This window comes from Sporichthyaceae bacterium, assembly GCA_036269075.1.
GTDB lineage: Bacteria > Actinomycetota > Actinomycetes > Sporichthyales > Sporichthyaceae > DASQPJ01.
Genome location: DATASX010000098.1, coordinates 12,162 through 30,247, shown reverse-complemented (window position 1 = coordinate 30,247; position 18,086 = coordinate 12,162). Strand labels below are relative to the sequence as shown.

General features: G+C 70.8%; 16 protein-coding genes. 5 read left to right on the top strand and 11 right to left on the bottom strand.

Features of this window, described 5'->3' with window-relative positions; translation table 11 throughout:
- The 9 genes from VHU88_18235 to dnaK form a co-directional block, all read right to left on the bottom strand.
- The coding region (locus VHU88_18235; GenBank protein ID HEX3613633.1) for a hypothetical protein at positions 1 to 227 on the bottom strand (227 nt) is incomplete at its 3' end.
- Positions 228 to 720: 493 nt separating this feature from the next.
- On the bottom strand, positions 721 to 1,602 hold the full coding sequence (locus VHU88_18230) for a PrsW family glutamic-type intramembrane protease (protein ID HEX3613632.1): 882 nt from the start codon (positions 1,600 to 1,602) through the stop codon (positions 721 to 723).
- A gap of 115 nt (positions 1,603 to 1,717) precedes the next feature.
- Positions 1,718 to 2,026: a hypothetical protein gene (locus VHU88_18225; protein ID HEX3613631.1), complete on the bottom strand. Its 309-nt coding sequence runs from the start codon at positions 2,024 to 2,026 to the stop codon at positions 1,718 to 1,720.
- Positions 2,027 to 2,088: 62 nt separating this feature from the next.
- Positions 2,089 to 2,625, bottom strand: coding sequence for a hypothetical protein (locus VHU88_18220; protein HEX3613630.1), 537 nt, complete (start codon positions 2,623 to 2,625; stop codon positions 2,089 to 2,091).
- A gap of 1 nt (position 2,626) precedes the next feature.
- Positions 2,627 to 5,284: an ATP-dependent chaperone ClpB gene (gene clpB / locus VHU88_18215; protein ID HEX3613629.1), complete on the bottom strand. Its 2,658-nt coding sequence runs from the start codon at positions 5,282 to 5,284 to the stop codon at positions 2,627 to 2,629.
- Between the two features lies 1 nt (position 5,285).
- A complete protein-coding gene (locus tag VHU88_18210; GenBank protein HEX3613628.1) occupies positions 5,286 to 5,648 on the bottom strand; it encodes a chaperone modulator CbpM in 363 nt (120 codons plus the stop codon).
- A complete protein-coding gene (locus VHU88_18205; GenBank protein ID HEX3613627.1) occupies positions 5,645 to 6,619 on the bottom strand; it encodes a J domain-containing protein in 975 nt (324 codons plus the stop codon). Before VHU88_18205 ends, VHU88_18210 begins: the two co-directional genes overlap by 4 nt.
- The gene (locus VHU88_18200; protein ID HEX3613626.1) at positions 6,619 to 7,149 is read right to left on the bottom strand and encodes a nucleotide exchange factor GrpE; all 531 of its coding nucleotides are present in this window, start codon (positions 7,147 to 7,149) and stop codon (positions 6,619 to 6,621) included. The genes VHU88_18205 and VHU88_18200 overlap by 1 nt, the downstream gene beginning before the upstream one ends.
- Before the next feature lie 6 nt (positions 7,150 to 7,155).
- Positions 7,156 to 9,027, bottom strand: a complete 1,872-nt coding sequence (gene dnaK, locus VHU88_18195) for a molecular chaperone DnaK (GenBank protein ID HEX3613625.1) — start codon at positions 9,025 to 9,027, stop codon at positions 7,156 to 7,158.
- Positions 9,028 to 9,317: 290 nt separating this feature from the next.
- Here dnaK and VHU88_18190 point away from each other — a divergent pair, with 290 nt between their 5' ends.
- A complete protein-coding gene (locus tag VHU88_18190) occupies positions 9,318 to 11,477 on the top strand; it encodes a LuxR C-terminal-related transcriptional regulator (GenBank protein HEX3613624.1) in 2,160 nt (719 codons plus the stop codon).
- Here the strand turns inward: VHU88_18190 and VHU88_18185 are convergent.
- On the bottom strand, positions 11,426 to 12,277 hold the full coding sequence (locus VHU88_18185; GenBank protein ID HEX3613623.1) for a hypothetical protein: 852 nt from the start codon (positions 12,275 to 12,277) through the stop codon (positions 11,426 to 11,428). The two genes, VHU88_18190 and VHU88_18185, sit on opposite strands and share 52 nt — an antisense overlap.
- A gap of 1,033 nt (positions 12,278 to 13,310) precedes the next feature.
- Here VHU88_18185 and VHU88_18180 point away from each other — a divergent pair.
- Together VHU88_18180 and VHU88_18175 are read left to right on the top strand one after the other, a co-directional pair.
- Complete coding sequence (locus VHU88_18180) at positions 13,311 to 13,988, top strand: BON domain-containing protein (GenBank protein ID HEX3613622.1); 678 nt, start codon at positions 13,311 to 13,313, stop codon at positions 13,986 to 13,988.
- Positions 13,989 to 14,168: 180 nt separating this feature from the next.
- Complete coding sequence (locus tag VHU88_18175; protein ID HEX3613621.1) at positions 14,169 to 14,903, top strand: hypothetical protein; 735 nt, start codon at positions 14,169 to 14,171, stop codon at positions 14,901 to 14,903.
- A gap of 168 nt (positions 14,904 to 15,071) precedes the next feature.
- On the opposite strand, the gene VHU88_18170 is transcribed toward VHU88_18175, so the two are convergent.
- Complete coding sequence (locus VHU88_18170) at positions 15,072 to 15,767, bottom strand: helix-turn-helix transcriptional regulator (GenBank protein HEX3613620.1); 696 nt, start codon at positions 15,765 to 15,767, stop codon at positions 15,072 to 15,074.
- 648 nt (positions 15,768 to 16,415) lie between these two features.
- On the opposite strand from VHU88_18170, the gene VHU88_18165 reads away from it, so the two are divergent.
- Together VHU88_18165 and VHU88_18160 are read left to right on the top strand one after the other, a co-directional pair.
- Positions 16,416 to 17,147 carry a type IV toxin-antitoxin system AbiEi family antitoxin domain-containing protein gene (locus VHU88_18165; GenBank protein HEX3613619.1) on the top strand — a complete coding sequence of 244 codons (732 nt, stop codon included), beginning with the start codon at positions 16,416 to 16,418 and terminating at the stop codon, positions 17,145 to 17,147.
- Positions 17,144 to 18,058, top strand: a complete 915-nt coding sequence (locus VHU88_18160; GenBank protein ID HEX3613618.1) for a nucleotidyl transferase AbiEii/AbiGii toxin family protein — start codon at positions 17,144 to 17,146, stop codon at positions 18,056 to 18,058. Before VHU88_18165 ends, VHU88_18160 begins: the two co-directional genes overlap by 4 nt.
- Positions 18,059 to 18,086 lie beyond the last annotated feature (28 nt).

Sequence of the window (18,086 nt, the reverse complement as noted above, 5' to 3'; positions counted from 1 at the left end):
GTAGGCGGCGATCGCACGCTCGAACGCCCGGCGCGCGGCGTCCTGGCCCTGCGGGCTCGGATCACGCCGGCGAGCAGGACGCCCGCGTCCTCGGCGGCGGACGCCGCCGCCATGGGATGCGCGTAGAGGTCCTCGGCCTGTTCCAGCAGGGCGGCGTCCTCGTCGAGCAGCGCCCGGGCGTGCGCGGCCGCGGCCGGAATCGAGGGGAATCCCGGATTGCCGGACACAAAGTCGCTCAGCGCACGCCACGATCGACTCCGCGAGTCCGCGCTCGCCGGTGGCGAGGCCGAGCCGGGTCAGTCGAACCGCCGCGTCGGGTTCCTCGAGCAGCAGCACCGGGCGGGTGGGCACGGCCTGGCACAGCCCGCCCAGGAAGCTCGCGCGCCGCGGCAGGCCGGTCCTGGTCGGCGGCCAGCGCTGCAGCGGCCCACGTGCGGGCGTACCCGCCGAGCCGGGGGTGCGGCAGGGCGCCTCCCGGTCCCGCGCTGTTCGTACGTGACGCCGCGTACGCCCCAGGGCTGCGAGGAGTGCATCCAGCGCGCGGTTCCGGCTGGGTCCATCTGCGACTGTGCCTGTCGTGCGGTCATGTGGGTTGCTGCGGCTCCTCGCCGACCGCCGCGTGCGGCACCACACATCCCCGGTCGGCCACCCGATCGTGCGGTCGTTCGAACCGGGTGAGACGTGGCGGTGGCGCTATGTGGACGAGCGGTTCGTCCGACGTCATCGCTCCGGGGCGAGTGCACCGGACAGCTCCGCCTCGCGTTGGATCGCCGCACGCCAACAGCGAGCCATCGTGAGGATGCCCAGGGCGGCCACCAGGGCCAGGCCGCCGATCGAGAGGCTGGTCATCAGGCGGACCTGCTCGGCGGTGGGCAGCGGCAGATAGCCCTGCGCGAGGAGTTCGTATTGCCACGGCGTCCCGGTCAACAGCAGGGTCACGACGACGGCGACCATGTGGGCGGAGTCCCACAGCGCGTGCAGGAACGACACCCACAGGTAGGCCAGGCAGACCCGCCACGCCCTGCCGTGCCTGCGCTCATCGAACAGCACACCGCCGAGGATCCCGGTCCACAACCCGTGCCCGATCGGGGCCAGGACGCTACGGAACAGCTCGGTCTTGACCAGGTTGTCAAGCGAGAGTCCGCGCATCGTCAGCAGCGCGTTGAACGCGTAGCCGGCGGTCTCGAACGCCGCGAATCCCAACCCGACCGTCGCACCGAGGACGATTCCGTCGCGCATGTGACGCCTCGTCATGTGACGGGTCACCACCAGGAGCGCGGCGAGCTTGACGGCTTCCTCGATCAGTCCCACGCCGAAGAACAGTTGCGGCGAGGGATGCAGGAGGAAGGCCTCCAGCACCGCGGCACCGAGGACCCCGAGGATTCCGCCGACGACGAACGCGGACACGACGATCTCGGTGGTCACGTGTTCGTCCCGCCAGGTCTCGAAGACCCAGGACACGAAGGTGACCGGGAGCAGGAAGCTCCCCAGCAGGATCAGGGTGGGCACGAGGTTCGTGTTCGCTGTCAGGACCGTGACCAACACGCTTGCCAACCACAGACCCATCCCGACGACGAGGATCCGGACCCAGTTCCGGGCCATCGCACCTCGCCTGGCATCCCGCGGGACGCCCACGGTCGGGGGGGATCCTGCACCGACGGCGGATCGAGGGACAGGCGTCGCCCGATCCGCCCACGATCGCTGTTCTGACATGGTGTCAGTTTTCCCGCTGGGCGAGGCCGCTGCGTGGGGTGAGCCACCGGTGACGAGCTGCCCGAGCCCGCTCGGGACCCGAACGCCGGTGGACGGCAACCGCAACCGGATCCCGCACCGTGTCGCCCTCGGGGCGGCGCGCCGGGGTCAGGCGCCCGGCCCGGACCGGCTCGACCTCGGCCGTGACGGGCCCGCTAGGGGTGGCCCGCCCGAGGTCGTCGACCGCCTGCACCCCGATGCCGTCGTCGTGGAGCCGGACGACCATGTCGTACCAGCATGGCCGTACCTCCAGGCCGACGGGTCGTGCCTCCATGCTGATCTCCTCGAGGTGATCGGTGCGCGTCCGTCGCGTCGCCACCCGGCCGCGCCCGCGGCTCAGGTGCGGGGGGCTTCGGCGGCGAACTCGCCGATCGGTGGCTCCACGAGGACCGGCATCGTCAACGACCCGGCGATCCGGAAGGCGAGGGTGACCTCGGCGAACACCCCAGCCGGGAGGACGCCTGCGGAATCGGCCACGACCAGCTGCGGGCCGCCGGCCCAGCCCAGCCGCTGGACGTCACCGATGCGGCTGACCGGCAGCGGGACGTCGGCGGTGATCCTCGGCAGGGACAGGGCGGCCGCCCAGGTTCCGCCGAGCACGACGTCGCGCAGGACCACGGTCATCGCGGTCAGGTCATCCCTGGCGGACCCGTCGTTGACCAAGCCGGCGACCAACGAGAGGGCCCTGCCGTCGGAGGAGCGGACCAGGACGGTGGACCCGACGTGGACGGGACCGACCTCGAGGGCGCCGAAAATCGGGCGGACCAGCAGCACCTGCGTGTCGACGTCGCCGGCGCATCCGGTCAGACCCACACAGCCGAGCAGGATCACCGCCCCGAGACCGGTGACCAGGCCGTCCGGTCGCGCATCCACATCAGGCGCCCGTGGCCGCACCGTGCCCGGCCGGCGCACCGGTCGGCGGCGGATCCTCGTGTTCGACCGTGAGCTCGTCGTCGACGACTTCGATGCGGATGGTGGAACCCTCGCGCAGGTCACCGGCGAGCAACGCACGGCCGACCTGCGTCTCCACCTCCCGGGCGATGTAGCGGCGCAGCGGGCGGGCCCCGTAAACCGGGTCGAACCCGGCCCGCGCGATGTAGCGCAGAGCCGCCTCGGTGATCTCCAGGTTCATCCGACGGTCGGCCAGCCGGGCGCGGAGGTCGTCGAACATCAACCCGACGATGCGTTCGATCTCGTTCTGGGTCAGCGGCTTGAACAGAACGATCTCGTCGACCCGGTTGAGGAACTCCGGACGGAAGTGCGACCGCAGCTCGGCCATGACGCGGGATCGGCCTTCGGGCTTGATCTCGCCGTCCGGGGTGACGCCGTCGAGCAGGTACTGCGAGCCGATGTTGGACGTCATGATCACCACTGTGTTGCGGAAATCGACGGTTCGGCCCTGGGCGTCGGTGAGCCGCCCGTCGTCGAGCACCTGCAGCAGGGTGTTGAAGACGTCGGCGTGGGCCTTCTCGATCTCGTCGAACAGCACGACGGAGTAGGGCTTGCGCCGGACCGCCTCGGTGAGCTGGCCGCCCTCGTCGTACCCGATGTAACCGGGCGGGGCGCCGACCAAACGGCTGACGGTGTGCCGCTCCTGGTACTCGCTCATGTCGAGACGGACCATATTGTCGTCGGTGTCGAACAGGGCCGCGGCCAGCGTCCGCGCCAACTCGGTCTTGCCGACCCCGGTCGGTCCGAGGAAGACGAACGACCCGATCGGCCGGCGCGGGTCCTTGATCCCCGAGCGGGCGCGGATGATCGCGTCCGCCACCAGTGAGACAGCCTCGTCCTGCCCGACGACCCGCTCGTGCAGCAATTCGTCCAGGCGCAGCAGCTTCTCGCGTTCGCCCTCGGTCAACCGGCTGACCGGGATCCCGGTCCAGCGGGACACGATCGCCGCGATCTCCTCCTCGGTGACCACCTCACGCAGCAGCCGCCGCTTGCCCTGCTTGGCCGCCAGCTGCTCCTCCTCGGCCGCCAGGCGGCGCTCCAAATCCGGTTGCCGCCCGTGACGCAGTTCCGCGGCCCGGTTCAGGTCGTAGTCGCGTTCGGCGTGCTCGGCCTCCTGCCGGACCTGTTCCAACTCCTGGCGCACGGCCTGCACCTTGTACAGCGCCTGGCGCTCGGCCTCCCACTGGGCGCGCAGCGAGTCGGCCTCGGCCCGCAGGTCGGCCAGCTCCCGGCGCAGCTCGACCAGCCGTGCCTCGCTCGCCGGGTCGCTCTCCTTGGACAGCGCCGCTTCCTCGATCTCCAGCCGCATCACCCGTCGGGTGAGCTCGTCCAGCTCCGCGGGCATCGAGTCGATCTCGGTGCGCAGCATGGCGCAGGCCTCGTCGACCAGGTCGATGGCCTTGTCGGGCAGGAACCGGTCGGAGATGTAGCGGTGCGACAGGGTCACCGCGGCGATCACGGCGCCGTCCTGGATCTTGACGCCGTGGAAGATCTCGAGGCGCTCCCGCAGCCCGCGCAGGATCGAGATCGCATCCTCCACGGACGGCTCGTCAACGAGCACCGGTTGGAAGCGCCGTTCGAGGGCGGCGTCCTTCTCGACGTGCTTGCGATATTCGTCGAGGGTGGTGGCGCCGATCATGTGCAGCTCACCGCGGGCGAGCATCGGTTTGAGCATGTTCCCGGCGTCCATGGCCCCCTCGGCCGCGCCGGCACCGACGACTGTGTGCAGTTCGTCGACGAAGAGCAGGATCCGCCCCTCCGCGGCGCGCACCTCGTTGAGCACCGCCTTGAGGCGCTCCTCGAACTCCCCGCGGTACTTCGCGCCGGCCACCAGGGAACCCATGTCGAGGGCGAAGACCGTCTTGTCGCGCAGCCCCTCCGGGATGTCGCCGCGGGCGATGCGCTGGGCCAGGCCCTCGACGATCGCGGTCTTGCCGACTCCGGGGTCGCCGATGAGGACGGGGTTGTTCTTGGTCTTGCGGGACAGGATCTGGATCACCCGACGGATTTCGCTGTCCCGGCCGATGACGGGGTCGAGCTTGGCGGCCGCCGCGTCGGCGACCAGATCGCGGCCGTACTTCTCCAACGCCTCGTACGCGACCTCGGGCATGGCCGAGGTGACCCGCTGGTTGCCCCGGACCGCGGTGAGGGCCTGCAAGAACCGGTCCCGGGTCAGCCCTTCCTCGTGCAGCAGCCGCCCCGCCGCGGTGCCGCTGCCCTCGTCGACGAGCGCGGCCACCAGGTGCTCCACCGACACGTACTCGTCCTTGAGTCGCTTGGCCTCCCGCTCGGCGGTGTCCAGCAGCCGGCTCAAGCGCTGGGTGACGTGGATCTGTCCGGGCGCCGCCCCCGGCCCGCTCACGCCCGGGCGTCGTCCCAGCTCCGCCTCCAACCCGGCCCGCAGCCGGTCGGGATCGGCGCCGGCCTGGGACAGCAGCCGCGACCCGAGCCCCTGTTCCTGGTCGAGCAGGGCAAGCAGCAGATGCTCCCCGTCGACCTCGGTGTGCCGGAAGCGCAGCGCCTTGGTCTGGGCGTCGTGCAGCGCCTCCTGGGACTTCTGCGTGAGACGGTTCGGGTCCACGTCAGCCTCCGATGGGTCGGGTCGATGTCCGGGGGGTCTCGCGCGGCAGGAACCGGGTCTGAAGTCGGGACTCCCGCAGGGCGCACTCCAGCACGGCCACTCGATCGAGCAGGTCCACGACCAGGCCGAGCGCCGCGTAATTCAGGCCGAACCCGGCGCGCAGGCGTTGGATCCGCGCGACGGTGGCCAGGTCCGACCGCGAGAACCACAGCGCCCCGTCGGCGTCGCGGTGCGGCTCCAGCAGCCCAAGTGCCACCAGGCGCCGAACGAGATCGGGATGCAGGCCGGCGGCCCGCGAGAACTGGTCGAGGTCGAGCCGCGCGGCCTCGGCCCGGCCCGCGGCTCGGACCAGCAGGTAGGTCATCGTGTCCTCCTCGGGTCGAAGGTGGACGCGGCGGCGAGCTCCTGGAACAGCCGCCTCTCCTCGGCGGAGAGCCGCGACGGCACCGTGATCTTGGCCTCGGCGTAGAGGTCGCCGGGGGTGCCCCGTGGGTTGGGCAGGCCCCGACCGCGCAGCCGTAACCGCCGACCGCTGGACGTCCCCGGCAGGACCTTCACCTTGGCCTCACCCGCCGGTGTATCGACCGCGACGGACGCCCCGAGCGCCGCCTCCCACGGCGTCAGCGGCAGGTCCACGTGCAGGTCGCGGCCCTGGACGCGGTAGCGCGGATGCGGCGCGATGCGCACGACGAGGTACAGGTCGCCGGCCGGTGCGCCCTCGCTGCCCCCGCCGCCCTGCCCGGCCAGCCTGATCCGCTGCCCCTCGGCGACCCCGGCGGGGATCGTGACGTCCAGGGTCCGTCGCCCGCCGGGCCCGCCCACGGTCAGCGAGCGGCGCCCACCTGCATAGGCCTCCTCGAGGGTGACCTCCAGTTCGGCCTCCTGGTCGGCGCCTGGGATCGGGCCCCACCCCGACCGTCCGCGGCCGGCCGCCCCGAACAGGTCGCCGAAGACGTCCTCGAGGTCGATGCCCTCGGCCCCCGGGCCGCTCGTGCTGAACCAGACGCCCTCGTCGCCGGTGCCGGTCCAGCCGCGCCGGGCGCCGGCACCAGCCGCTCCCCGCCCCGCCCGGGCCCGGGCCCAGGTCTCGGGGTCCACACCCTCCGGTACCTGGCGGAAGTCCGGCCCGAACGCGTCGTAACGGCGGCGCAGCTCCGGATCGGACAGGACGTCGTAGGCGGCGGAGATCTCCTTGAAGCGCTCCTCCGCCTCCGGATCCGAGTTGACGTCCGGGTGGTAGGCACGCGCGAGCTTGCGGTACGCGCGCTGGATCTCGCCCTGGCCGGCGGTCCGCGCCACCCCCAGGACCTCGTAGAGATCACGTCCGGCCGCCATCACCCGTGACCCGCCGCGACCACCACGGCAGCGGGGCGCAGCTGGTGCTCATCGGCGCCGTAGCCCGGCCGCACGACCCGCAGGACGGTGCCCGGCTTGGTGCCCGGGACGGGAACGGCGGCCACCGCCTCGTGCCGCGCCGGGTCGAAGGCGGCGCCCTCCTCGTCCCGCCGCGGGAAGCCGAGCCGGGCCAGCACTGCAACGGCCTGGTCCCGTACGGCCCGGACCCCCGCCACGATCGCCTCCGAGCCGGACCCGGCGTGTTCCAGGGCGAGGTCGAGGTTGTCCAGCACCGGCAGCCACTCCGCCGCTACCCGAGCCCGTTCCTCGGTCCGCACCCGCTCGGCGTCGCGGGCCGCCCGCTTGCGAAGGTTGTCCAGGTCGGCCACCGCGCGTCGCCACTGGTCCTCGGCGTGGTCGAGCCGCTCCCGCACCTCGGCGAGGGTCGCCTGCGCCTCCTTGGCGGGGTCGGTCTCCGCCGCCGCGGTCGCGGCGCCCTTGCCCGCGCTACCGACGGGCTGCTCGGCCACGTCCGCTCACCCCGTGGTGAACTCGGCGTCGATCACGTCGTCGTCCCCGCCGCTCGGCCGGCCCGGGCCGCCGGAACCGGAGGGCCGGCCCGTGGCGCCCAGGCCGTGGAAGACCTGCTGGAGCTCGGCGGTCATCGAGCGCAACTGCTCGAGCGGCGCCTCACTCTTCAACGCCTGTTCCGCCTCGGCCACCAGCATCTCGGCCCGGGCCCGCTCGTGGGCGGGAACGGCGTCGCCCAGCTCGGCGAGCCGCCCCTGCGTCTGGTAGGCGGCCGCGTCGAGGGAATTGCGGGCGTCGACGAGCTCACGCAGCCGGGCGTCCTCGCCACGGTGCTGCTCGGCGTCGGTGACCATGCGTTGGATCTCCGCCTGGTCCAGGTTGGAGGATTGGGTGATCGTGATGCTCTGCTTCGCGTCGGTGTCCTTGTCGCGTGCGGAGACGTTGAGGATCCCGTTGGCGTCGATGTCGAAGGTGACCTCGACCTGCGGGACCCCGCGCGGGGCCGGGCGAATGTTCTCCAGCCGGAACCGCCCGAGCACCCGGTTGTCCGCGGCCCGTTCGCGCTCACCCTGCAGGACCACGATGTCCACGGCCGATTGGTTGTCCTCGGCAGTGCTGAAGACCTCTGTGCGCCGCGCCGGGATCGTGGTGTTGCGCTCCATGACCTTCGTCATCAGCCCGCCCATCGTCTCCACACCCAGGGAGAGCGGGGTGACGTCGAGCAGCAGCACGTCTTTGCGCTCCCCCTTGATGACTGCGGCCTGGATCGCGGCGCCCATGGCGACGACCTCGTCGGGGTTCACCGTCATGTTGGGGTCCTTGCCGCCGGTCAGCCGGCGGACGAGGTTCTGCACGGCGGGGATGCGGGTCGACCCGCCGACGAGGATCACCTCGTCGATGTCATCGGCGGTGATCTTGGCGTCCGCCATGGCCTGCTCGACCGGACCGCGGGTCCGCTCGACGAGGTCGGCGGTGATCTGGTCGAAGGTGGAGCGCATCAGAGTCATGCTCAGATGCTTGGGCCCGTTGGCGTCCGCGGTGATGAACGGCAGGCTGATCGAGGTTTGGGTCACCGAGGACAGCTCAACCTTGGCCTTCTCCGCGGCCTCGAAGAGCCGCTGCAACGCCTGGGGGTCGCGGCGCAGGTCGACGCCCTCGTTGCGCTGGAACTCGTTCGCGAGGTGGTCGACGACGCGACGATCGAAGTCGTCGCCGCCCAGATGCGTGTCACCGGCGGTCGCGCGCACCTCCACGACGCCGTCCCCGACGTCCAGCAGGCTGACGTCGAACGTTCCCCCGCCCAGGTCGAACACCAGAACCGTCTCGTTCTGCCGTTTGTCCAGCCCGTAGGAGAGCGCCGCCGCGGTCGGCTCGTTGATGATGCGCAGCACTTCCAGACCCGCGATCCGCCCCGCGTCCTTGGTGGCCTGGCGCTGCGCGTCGTTGAAGTACGCCGGCACCGTGATTACCGCCTCGGTCACCTTCTCGCCCAGGAACTTGCTCGCGTCCTCGACGAGCTTGCGCAACACCAGCGCCGCGATCTCCTCCGGGGCGTAGAGCTTGCCCCGCACGTCGATCCGCGCGGCCCCCTCCGGGCCCGCCACGACGTCGAAGGTCACCGCGTTCAGTTCGCTGGCCACCTCGTCGTAACGCCGGCCGATGAAGCGCTTGGCCGAGTAGATCGTCCCCTTCGGATTCAGGATCGCCTGCCGCCGGGCCATCTGCCCCACCAGCCGCTCTCCCTGCTCCGTGAACGCCACCACCGACGGGGTCGTCCGCGCGCCCTCGGCGTTGGGGATGACGGTGGCCTGGCCGGCCTCCGTCGCCGCGATCACCGAGTTGGTGGTGCCCAGGTCGATCCCGACCGCCTTCGCCATGCCCATCGCCTCCCGAACCGTGCGCGGCCACTCGTGCCACATGTGGCAATCAGCCTCGGCCGGGGGCGCCCACCCCGACATCCCCCGATCGCGTAGTGGTTGGGGCGCGAGGTGCGGCAGGCGCGGCTTATCCGACGCACCACCTGGGACCGGCGTGGCGGGTATGACGAGGCTGCGGGGGGGTAACCGCTGCACAACCTTCGGCCGATCGGCCAGCCGACCAGTAATCAAGGCTGCTGCGATCCGGGGCACTGATCCGTTCCCCGCCCGAGGGGGCGACGGGCGTGCACATGAAGCAGGCGATCCCCTTGGTTGGGACCGACGCGCTGCCCGATTCGGCGCGCGCGCTGTCCTCGGGTGCGCGGCAGCTGCTCGAGGTTGCTGCAGCCTTCGGCCGCACCGTGTCGGTCGAGGACCTCGCCGAGGTTCTGGACCAGGCGATCGGTCAGGTACTGGCGCCGTTGCACGAGGTGCTCGCCGCGGAAGTGCTCGTCCCCGACAACGGCCTGCTCGTGTTCGCGGACCGCAAGGTCCAGAGGGCCTGCTACGGCGGGATGGTCGAGCCGATCCGCACCGCGCTGCACGGCCGGATCGGCGCGGTGATGCTTAGGCATGGGGGTTCCGCCGTGCCGGCCGCGGCACACCTCATCGCGGCGGCGCGCCCGCACGACGAGCTCGCCCTGGTCACGCTGGACCAAGCCAGTCGTGAGCTGATGTCATCGGCCCCCGCCGCTGCCGCGGAACTGGCGCTGCGGGCGATGCAGCTCACAGCCGCCGCCGATGATCAGCGCTTCGCCCGCATCGCCACGGCGGTGGAGGCCTTGCTGCGCGCCGGGCGGCTCGATGAGGCCCGGCGTCTCGGCAGCGACACCCTCGCCTCGACCGGCGCGCCCGGGGCAATGACGGCCCGCTTGCGGGTCGCGCTGTGCGCAGTCCTTTGCCTGTGCGGCCAACCGGCTCAGGCCGTCGCGGAGTCGGAGGTTGTCCTCGCCGAACACGGCCTTCCCGGCCACGTCGTCGACGCAGCCGCCTCGGCCCGGTTGCGCGCGCTGCTTGCGCTGGACGACACCCCGCGCATCCAGATGGCGGCCGAGGCGATCCTGGCCGGCGACGTGGCCGGCGCCGAATCGGCGCTGGTCACCGCGACGGTGGCCCTCGCTTGGCTGGCCTGGGCGGACGGGCGGGTGGACCGCGCGCTGGGCCTGGTCCGCGCGGCTGTACGGCGTTGCGAGCGGGCCCGGCTCGTCCACGTGTCCGGCGTCCACCCGCGCCTGTCGCTGGCGACGATGCTCATTCCACTCGGTGATCTCGACCAGGCGGACTCGGCGCTCTCACAAGCCGACGAGGAGATCGAACTGGCCGCCGACACCGTGTACTGGATTGCCCCGCGCCTGTTGCGCGCGCGCCTGCACCTTGCCGCCGGGCGCCTCGACGACGCGCAGGCCTCGGCGCAGGCCGCGCTGCAGCGAGCCGACGATCTCGGCGCAGCCTTGTTCGTCCCGCCGGCCCTGGCGACCCTGGCGGCCGTCTCGGTGCAGCGCGGCGACCTCCACGACGCCGCACAGCTGCTCGAACGCGCCAGGCGCGAGGTGGTGGATGCGCCACAAACCCGCCCCGACGGGTTCGCCCACACCTGGGCAGCGGCCCGACTGGCCTGCGCCCACGGAGACCCGCAGTCGGCCCGGGAGACCCTCGCCGAGGTCTACCTGGCCGTGTCGCACCGCCCCGCGGTGCTGGTGGAGGAGCCGGACGCGGCGGCCTGGCTCACCCGGCTGGCCCTGGCGTCCGGATGTCGCACCGACGCGGTGCGCGCGGTGGCCTGCGCCGAGGGGCTGGCCGCGTCAAGTCCCGGGTCGGGATCCCTGCGAGCCGCCGCCGCCCATGCCCGCGGGCTGCTGGACCACGATCCGGTGGCGATGCTGCTGGCTGCGAGTGATTACCGACATCCGTGGGGGGCAGCCTCGGCCGCCGAGGACGCCGGCAGCGCGCTGATCGGCCGGGATCGGTCCGCCGCCGTGGAGCTGTTCCGCCGTGCGCTGGCGGGCTACGACCGCGTCGGGGCGGCCGCCGACCGTGACCGCGTACGCTCCCGGCTGCGCACCCTGGGCGTCCGCAGCTGCCACTGGGCTCACGCCGAGCGTCCACAGACCGGCTGGCGCAGCCTCACCGACACGGAGATCCGGGTCGCCCGCCTGGTCGCCGAGGGCGCCACCAACGCCCAGGCGGCCGCCCGGCTGTTCCTGTCCCCTCACACCGTCGGCTTCCACCTGCGCCAGATCTTCCGCAAGCTCGGCATCCGCTCGCGGGTGGAGCTGACGCGCGTCGTGCTGGAGCAGGCGATCGTGCTGGACCAGGGGACGACCACGCTTGGCTGCGACACGCCGGGTTGCGATGAGCCTCAGCGTGGCGCGCGCCACCACCGGCCGCCGGTCGGTCGTTCAGTGCCGTAGGGCAGCGGTATGTACTCCACCGCTGGGCGCCGACCGCGCGGCTGCGGGTAGAGCCCCATCAGCTCGCGAACCTCGTCGGGCAGGTCCGTGGACACCTGCAGTCCGAGACGATGGGCAAGCCGGGCATCGATCGGGAAGTCGTGGGTCCACGTCCCGACGCTGAGCACCTCCGCCAGTTCCTCCGCCTGGGTTTTTGGCATCTGACGCTTGAGCAGATCGCCGGCGAATGCCCGGACCTGTACCTGCGCCTTGCGCGAGATGTCGGCCAGGATCAACGTCGTGTCATCGACCTCGGCCACCGGTTTGTCCTGTACCGCGGCCAGGATCGAGGCCGCGGGGTACTGACCGATCTGTGGGTCGACCGGGCCGAGGACCGCCGAGGGCGACATGACGATCCGGTCGGCGGCCAGCGCGATGAGGGATCCGCCGCTCATCGCGTAGTGGGGAACGAAGACGGTCACCGGCGCCGGGTGATCGGCCAGTGCGGCCGCGATCTGTTCGGCGGCGAGCACCAACCCACCCGGCGTGTGCAGTATCAGGTCGACGGGCACCTGCTTGCCGGTCATCTCGATCGCCCGGATCAGGGCCTCCGAGTCGTCGATGTCGATGTAGCCGCCGAACGGGATGCCGAGGAACGACAGGGTCTCGCGGCGGTGGATCAATGTGATCGCCCGCGAGCCACGGCGCCGCTCCAGCGCGCGCAGCGCGTGGGCCCGGCGGGTGGTGAGGACCCGCTGCTGCAGCATCGGCTGCAGGCTCGACAGGACGAAGAAGAACCAGAAAAGGTCGAGCGGACTCATCGTCCCTCCTCATCCCGCAGCTGCCCATGTCGACCGTGGGCCACCGCCGCAACCGCGGGGGGCCCGGCGTATCGACGGGATCCCCACGACCCCGTCCAGCCTGCGGTTTCACCGTCCGTGGCGGTATCCCCAGGTCACGTAGTCTCGATACGTGACACCGCTGCGGCGGACCCGACCGGTCGCCGGTCGCCCTCAACCAACGCTGGGCCGGTCGATCACGCCCGCGCGAAGGGGTGTCGATGAAGTGCTCGGCCAGGAACCAGACCTGCAGTTCGTGGGGCGCCGCACGACGTCACGTCACCTCAGGCTCTGACGGCTCGTCAGACGTCCCGTCCAAGCACCCGATCCCGAACCGGGACCGGGCGCTCGCGGGTGTGCGGGGGCGAGGGCTGGCTGCAGCTGACACTGGGCGGCAACCGCCACCGAGCCGACGGCAGGTGTCAGCGCCAACGACAACACCTCATCAACGTCGCTGACCAGGTGGACGGTCGGCGCCTCGCGGACCGAGGCAGGCACGTCATCGAGGTCAGTTCGTTGCGGCTCGGGATCAGCACCGTGGTGATGCCTGCGCGATGGGCGGTGAGCAACTTCAGCTTCACCACCGGGGATCCCAGGCCCCGCCGCAACCTGTTCGGCCCCGAAGTAGCCGCGATCCGTGGCAGCCTGGCAACGTCCCACGTCGAGGTCCGCGAGCTCACCTGTGTCGAGCTGGGCGAGTTCACCACCGACAGTTTGGGGCCTGAGCCGGATCCACCCAGTCTCGGCCAAGCCAGCCGTTCAGGAGGGGAAACTGTCACCTGCTCACCGCGAACCTGCTGACCAGGGGGCCGACAGTGCTCGCGGTGAATTCCGTACCTGGGGACCGTGTCTCCCCCACCGTGCCGGACGGCGACGCTGACGACATCCCGCAATCAGCTAGTGGCGTGGGCCGAGACCTTGTCGGCCGGACAACTACGTGACCACGGGATGCGCATACCCGGGTCGACCGGCAGCGTGGCCACGTAGCGAACCGCACACATGAAAGGAGACTGCGGTGACCACAACTGTAGCGATGCACACCGACCAGGAGATCCAGCGGGAGGTGATGGAGGAGCTGAAGTGGGACGCCCGGCTTCAGCCGAACGAGATCGGCGTGATCGTCAAGGACGGTGTCGTCACCTTGACCGGAACGGTCGACAGCTACCTTCGCAAGTATGACGCCGCGAAAGCGGCACTACGGGTTCGAGGCGTGCACGCCGTTGCCAACGACCTACAGGTCCGACTCCCGTCGTCGTCGGAACGCACCGACACCGACATCGCCGCCGCCGCAATCGACGCGCTCAAGTGGTACTCCGGGCTGCCGAACACGATCAAGGTGACGGTGGACAAGGGCTGGGTCACACTGCGCGGTGAGGTCGAGTGGCACTACCAGCGTCAAGAGGCCGAACGTGTCGTCGGGCGCCTCACCGGCGTTCACGGCGTGACGAACCTGATCGAGGTCAAGGCAAGGACGAAGCCTTCTCCGACCGTGCTCAGGCAACAAATCGAGCACGCTCTCGTGCGGGGTGCCCAGACCGACGCTGAACACGTCAGGGTCGAGGTCGAGGACGGCAAGGTCACCCTCACGGGCCACGTACGCTCCTGGGCAGAACGGAAGGAAGCCGAACGCGCTGCCTGGTCGGCGCCCGGGGTCCTCAGCGTCAAGAACCGGCTCACTGTCATCCCGGTCTAGCCGCCCTACCAAGGTGTGGAGGCTGCCCGCTTCTCCCGATGCGGGCAGCCTCTTCGGCGCACGGCTCGGAGGTCGTCGTGAGCATCGGACCCATCACAAGCGGGCGTGCGCGCGCGAGACCGCCGAAGCGCTTCCAGCGGGTTTCGGCCGACACGTCGACGACCCGCCGCAGGCCCTGGAGTGATCGCGGCTGCGTCCCTGGTCGCGGTGGTGGCGCTCGGCGTCATCATCAACCGCCTCGCGGTGGTGGCGCTTACCCTGACTGGGCTGTCACGGGACATCGCGTGGTTCCAGGCGCGTTCTGCCTACTACGGTGTCGGCTTCACCACAGCCGAGTCCGAGGACGTCGTCAACGATCCCGGGCGACGCTGGATCATCATGACTCTTGCGCTGATCGGGAACGCGGGGGTCGCCACGACGATGGCGTCGTTGCTGCTCTCCTTCACGGGGGCGACGCGTGGCCAGGCCGTCGAGCGTCCCGCCGTGATCATGGCCGCACTCGTCGGTGTGGCTGTCTTGGCGCACAGCGGATACCTTGGCCGGCACTTCAGCCGGCTGGCCCGGCGCGCACTGTGCCGTTGGACCGATCTGGAGTTGCGCGACTACGCGCGTCTGCTCGGGGTGCGGGACGGTTCGCGGCCGGACAGCTGCGACTACACCGGGATGACTGGCTCACCGCGCGGCCGCTGCGCGAACTCAGCTTGCCGGACGAGGGGGTGCACGTGCTGGGCATACTCCGGGCCAACGGCGAGTACGTGGGAATACCCGACGGTGGCACCCTGCTCTCGGCGGACGACGTCGTGGTTCTCTACGGCCACGCGCAGCGTTTGGCCGAACTCGACGAGCGACGTCGCGGCGCCGTCGGCGACGACGCGCACGCGCGCGCCGTCCGGCTCCGTCACCGGCCCGCAGTGAACGAGCCCGACGTCCCCGCGCGGTGAGCCCGATTGCCGGCCCGCGGCTGCGGCAGTCGGGCTGGACGAGGACGTGCCGCGGGCGCAACAGTCTGCCGCCACCGGGTGCCTCCGATGAGAACGTCGGCCCGCTCAACGTCGCGCCTCACGAGGAAGGCGGAGTCAAAGGTCATTGCGCAACCCTGTGCTGCGTCGCGTCGTGAGTGATGCTGACCGAGCCCTCGTGCCTCTGGCGCGCGAGCTGCACTCGGGAGCTGATACCGAGCTTGCGGAACACCCGGCGCAGGTGAAAGGCGATCGTGTGCGGCGACAGGAACATCTGCGCCGCGATCTGGCAGTTGGGCAGTCCCTCGATGGCGAGGTCGACCACGCGCCGTTCGGTCTCGGTAAGGCTGTCCCAGCCGAAGGCCGGTCGCTCGACGACCGCCCAGTGCCGGCTCCGCACGCCCAGCGCGCGCAGCCGGGCGTGCACGCCGTCGACGTCACGGCAGGCGTTGAGGGACTCGTAGCCGGCGTGCGCGCGCAAGAGCTGCTCGAGCGCACGGTTGTGGTCGCCGGTCTCGGCGAGGACGACGGCGCCGTCCTCCGCGGCCGAGGCTTGCGCCCATGCGTCCGCATGCTCGTACGACACCCTGATGAGCAGGTCGGCGTCGCGGTCGAGAACCGCCCGCGCGTGCCTCGCGGCTGCGACGAGGGACGGATGGTCCGGGCGTTGTGCGGCGGCCCGCTCGGCGGACGCGACGACAGCCCCCGCGCGGTTGCGGTCGGCGAGCGACAACGCCGCGCGCACCAGACCGGCGGCAGCGGCCGGCTCCAGCACCAGGACCGGGCCCTCCAGCGCGAGGTGCTCGGGCAGTTCGCTCACCAGATTCGAGGGTGGATCTCGGACTTCGCCACGTCCCGAAATCTCGAGATGAGTCAATCCGCCTTTCTCATGCGCGTGGCCCAAGAGCAAGCATGGGCTCAGAACCAGATATCGATACGACCTCACGGCGAGGACGACACTCACATCGAGTACCGAGTCGAGGCGGTAGGTGCGCGTGAGTACGTAGCGCGGATCAACGGGGAGGAGGTGTGGCGCGGTGAAGCGCCTGACGAAGCCCTAAGGCAAGTGATCACGATCTTCGTGGCTCATAGATACCTCGCCCGATTCGGATCGGCGCCCTGACCCGCCTCACCACCGCACGCGTCGCGAGGCACACAACCCACGGTCGTGGGCATGGCCGTGGGCATGAAATCGCGTTGAGCACAGCAACCACAGTCGACCGAAGTCGATAGCCCTGAGGACAGGGTTGCCTGGTGACGGCCACGGTCGATGATGTCGACCGTCCTCCTGAAGCGGGTGTCGGCAGTTCGATTCTGCCCGGGGGCACCCCTGACCTGCGGCGATGCGCTCATGGACTGCTGTGGGGCGTCTCAGTAGCCTCCCTGGTCGCCCAGGTTCTCAGCTCGACGGCAAAGACAGCTTCGATAATCGCCTTACACGCTGCAATAATATCCTCTAGGTTGATGATTGCAGCACGAGGAGGCGAGGCCGGCGATTTCGATACTTCGCCTTGCTGACGTCGCGGCGAGTCAGTGGGGGCTGGTGACCACGGCCCAGGCAGGGGCGGTCGGGGTCAGTCCGCAGTCGGTGGCGAAGCTCGCCCGCAACGGGACCCTGGAACGACTGGCCCACGGGGTGTACCGGCTAGCCGGTTCACCCGCCGACCCGCTCGACGACCTGCGGGCCGCGTGGCTGGCCCTCGACCCCGAACGAACCGTCGGACAACGGCTCGCCGACCAGACACCTGACGTGGTGTCAGATCGCTCGGCTGCAGTGCTGTTCGGCTACGGGAACCTCGACGCTGACCGGCACGACTTCACCGTGCGCATCCGCCGCCAGTCGCGCAGACCAGACGTCCGGTTCCATCGCCGCGTGCTCGGCCGGAAGGACTGGACGATCCGCGGCGGGCTGCCGGTGACCACACCGAGGATCACTATCGGCGACCTCGCCGCCGCCCACCTCGACGGTGATCACCTCGCCGGGATAGTGCGCGACGCAGTGCTCGACGGCGGCGCCCACCCCGACGACGTCGCGGCCGCGCTGCGTCCCCACGCCCATACCTACGGGGCACCACTCGGCGACGGGACCGAACTACTGCACCGCCTGCTTGTGAAGGCAGGCGTTCCTTCCGGACTGACCGCCGTGGTCGCCCTGGTCGGTGCCCGCAGGGCCGAACAGAGCGTCGGACCAATTGCATGACGGACCGTCAGGACACCTACGCCAGCGATGAGGCGTTCCGCCGCGCGGTGGCCGACCGGCTGCGCACCCAGGCCCAGCGCTGCGGGCGACCGGTCAACCAAGTGCGCCGGGAGTTCGCCTTTCAGCGCTTCCTCGCTCGCGTGTTCGCCGACCCCGATGCACCATGGGTCCTCAAGGGCGGGGCGGCGATGCTCGCCCGGCTGCCCGATGCCCGACACAGTCGCGAGGTGGACCTCTACCACCCGGGGCGGCACACCGAACTTCCGGAGGCGCTCGCCGAGCTCACCGCCGCCCTGGACACGACCGCCCTGGACCGGCTGCGATTCGTGCTCGAGTCCTCCCGTCCCATCAGCGACGACGCTGCCGACCTAAGGTTCGCTGCCTACGTGGGCGCGACCGTGCTGGACCGGTTCACCGTCGACCTGACCCTGCACCTGCGCCCGGTCGCCGGCACCGAGCACGTGCGCCCTTCGCACGTGCTCGACCTGCCCGGCCTACCCGAGATGCCGCAGCTGCGCCTGTACCCGGTGCACGACCAACTGGCGGACAAGATCTGCGCGATGTACGCCCGCTACGGCGAAGCCGCCGCCCCGTCCACCCGCTACCGCGACCTGGTCGACATCGTCCTGGTCCTACGTCAGGTCACCCTCGACGCGCGTGAACTTCGGCAGGCGGTGACCGATGAAGCCCTCCGCCGCCACGTCGATCTACCGGCCGAGATCACCCTGCCCGGTAGCGCCTGGACGACCGGGTACCGCAGCGCGGCGGCAGACAGCCCTCTACCGCGCGACCTCCACGACCCCGGCGCCGCGATCGCGTTGCTGGCCACCTGCGTGCAACCCGTCCTCGATCGGACCATCCCGCGCGGCACATGGGACCCAACGGCCGCCAGATGGCAGCGGCACAGATGAACGATCCCCGGCCAAAGAGTGGTGCAAC

Excerpts from the sequence above, each read along its gene's own strand:
- VHU88_18230 (HEX3613632.1), bottom strand. The coding sequence starts at position 1,602 with ATGGCCCGGAACTGGGTCCGGATCCTCGTCGTCGGGATGGGTCTGTGG.
- VHU88_18225 (HEX3613631.1), bottom strand. The coding sequence starts at position 2,026 with ATGGAGGCACGACCCGTCGGCCTGGAGGTACGGCCATGCTGGTACGAC.
- VHU88_18210 (HEX3613628.1), bottom strand. The coding sequence starts at position 5,648 with ATGACCTACCTGCTGGTCCGAGCCGCGGGCCGGGCCGAGGCCGCGCGG.
- VHU88_18205 (HEX3613627.1), bottom strand. The coding sequence starts at position 6,619 with ATGGCGGCCGGACGTGATCTCTACGAGGTCCTGGGGGTGGCGCGGACC.
- dnaK (HEX3613625.1), bottom strand. The coding sequence starts at position 9,027 with ATGGCGAAGGCGGTCGGGATCGACCTGGGCACCACCAACTCGGTGATC.
- VHU88_18190 (HEX3613624.1), top strand. The coding sequence starts at position 9,318 with ATGAAGCAGGCGATCCCCTTGGTTGGGACCGACGCGCTGCCCGATTCG.
- VHU88_18185 (HEX3613623.1), bottom strand. The coding sequence starts at position 12,277 with ATGAGTCCGCTCGACCTTTTCTGGTTCTTCTTCGTCCTGTCGAGCCTG.
- VHU88_18160 (HEX3613618.1), top strand. The coding sequence starts at position 17,144 with ATGACGGACCGTCAGGACACCTACGCCAGCGATGAGGCGTTCCGCCGC.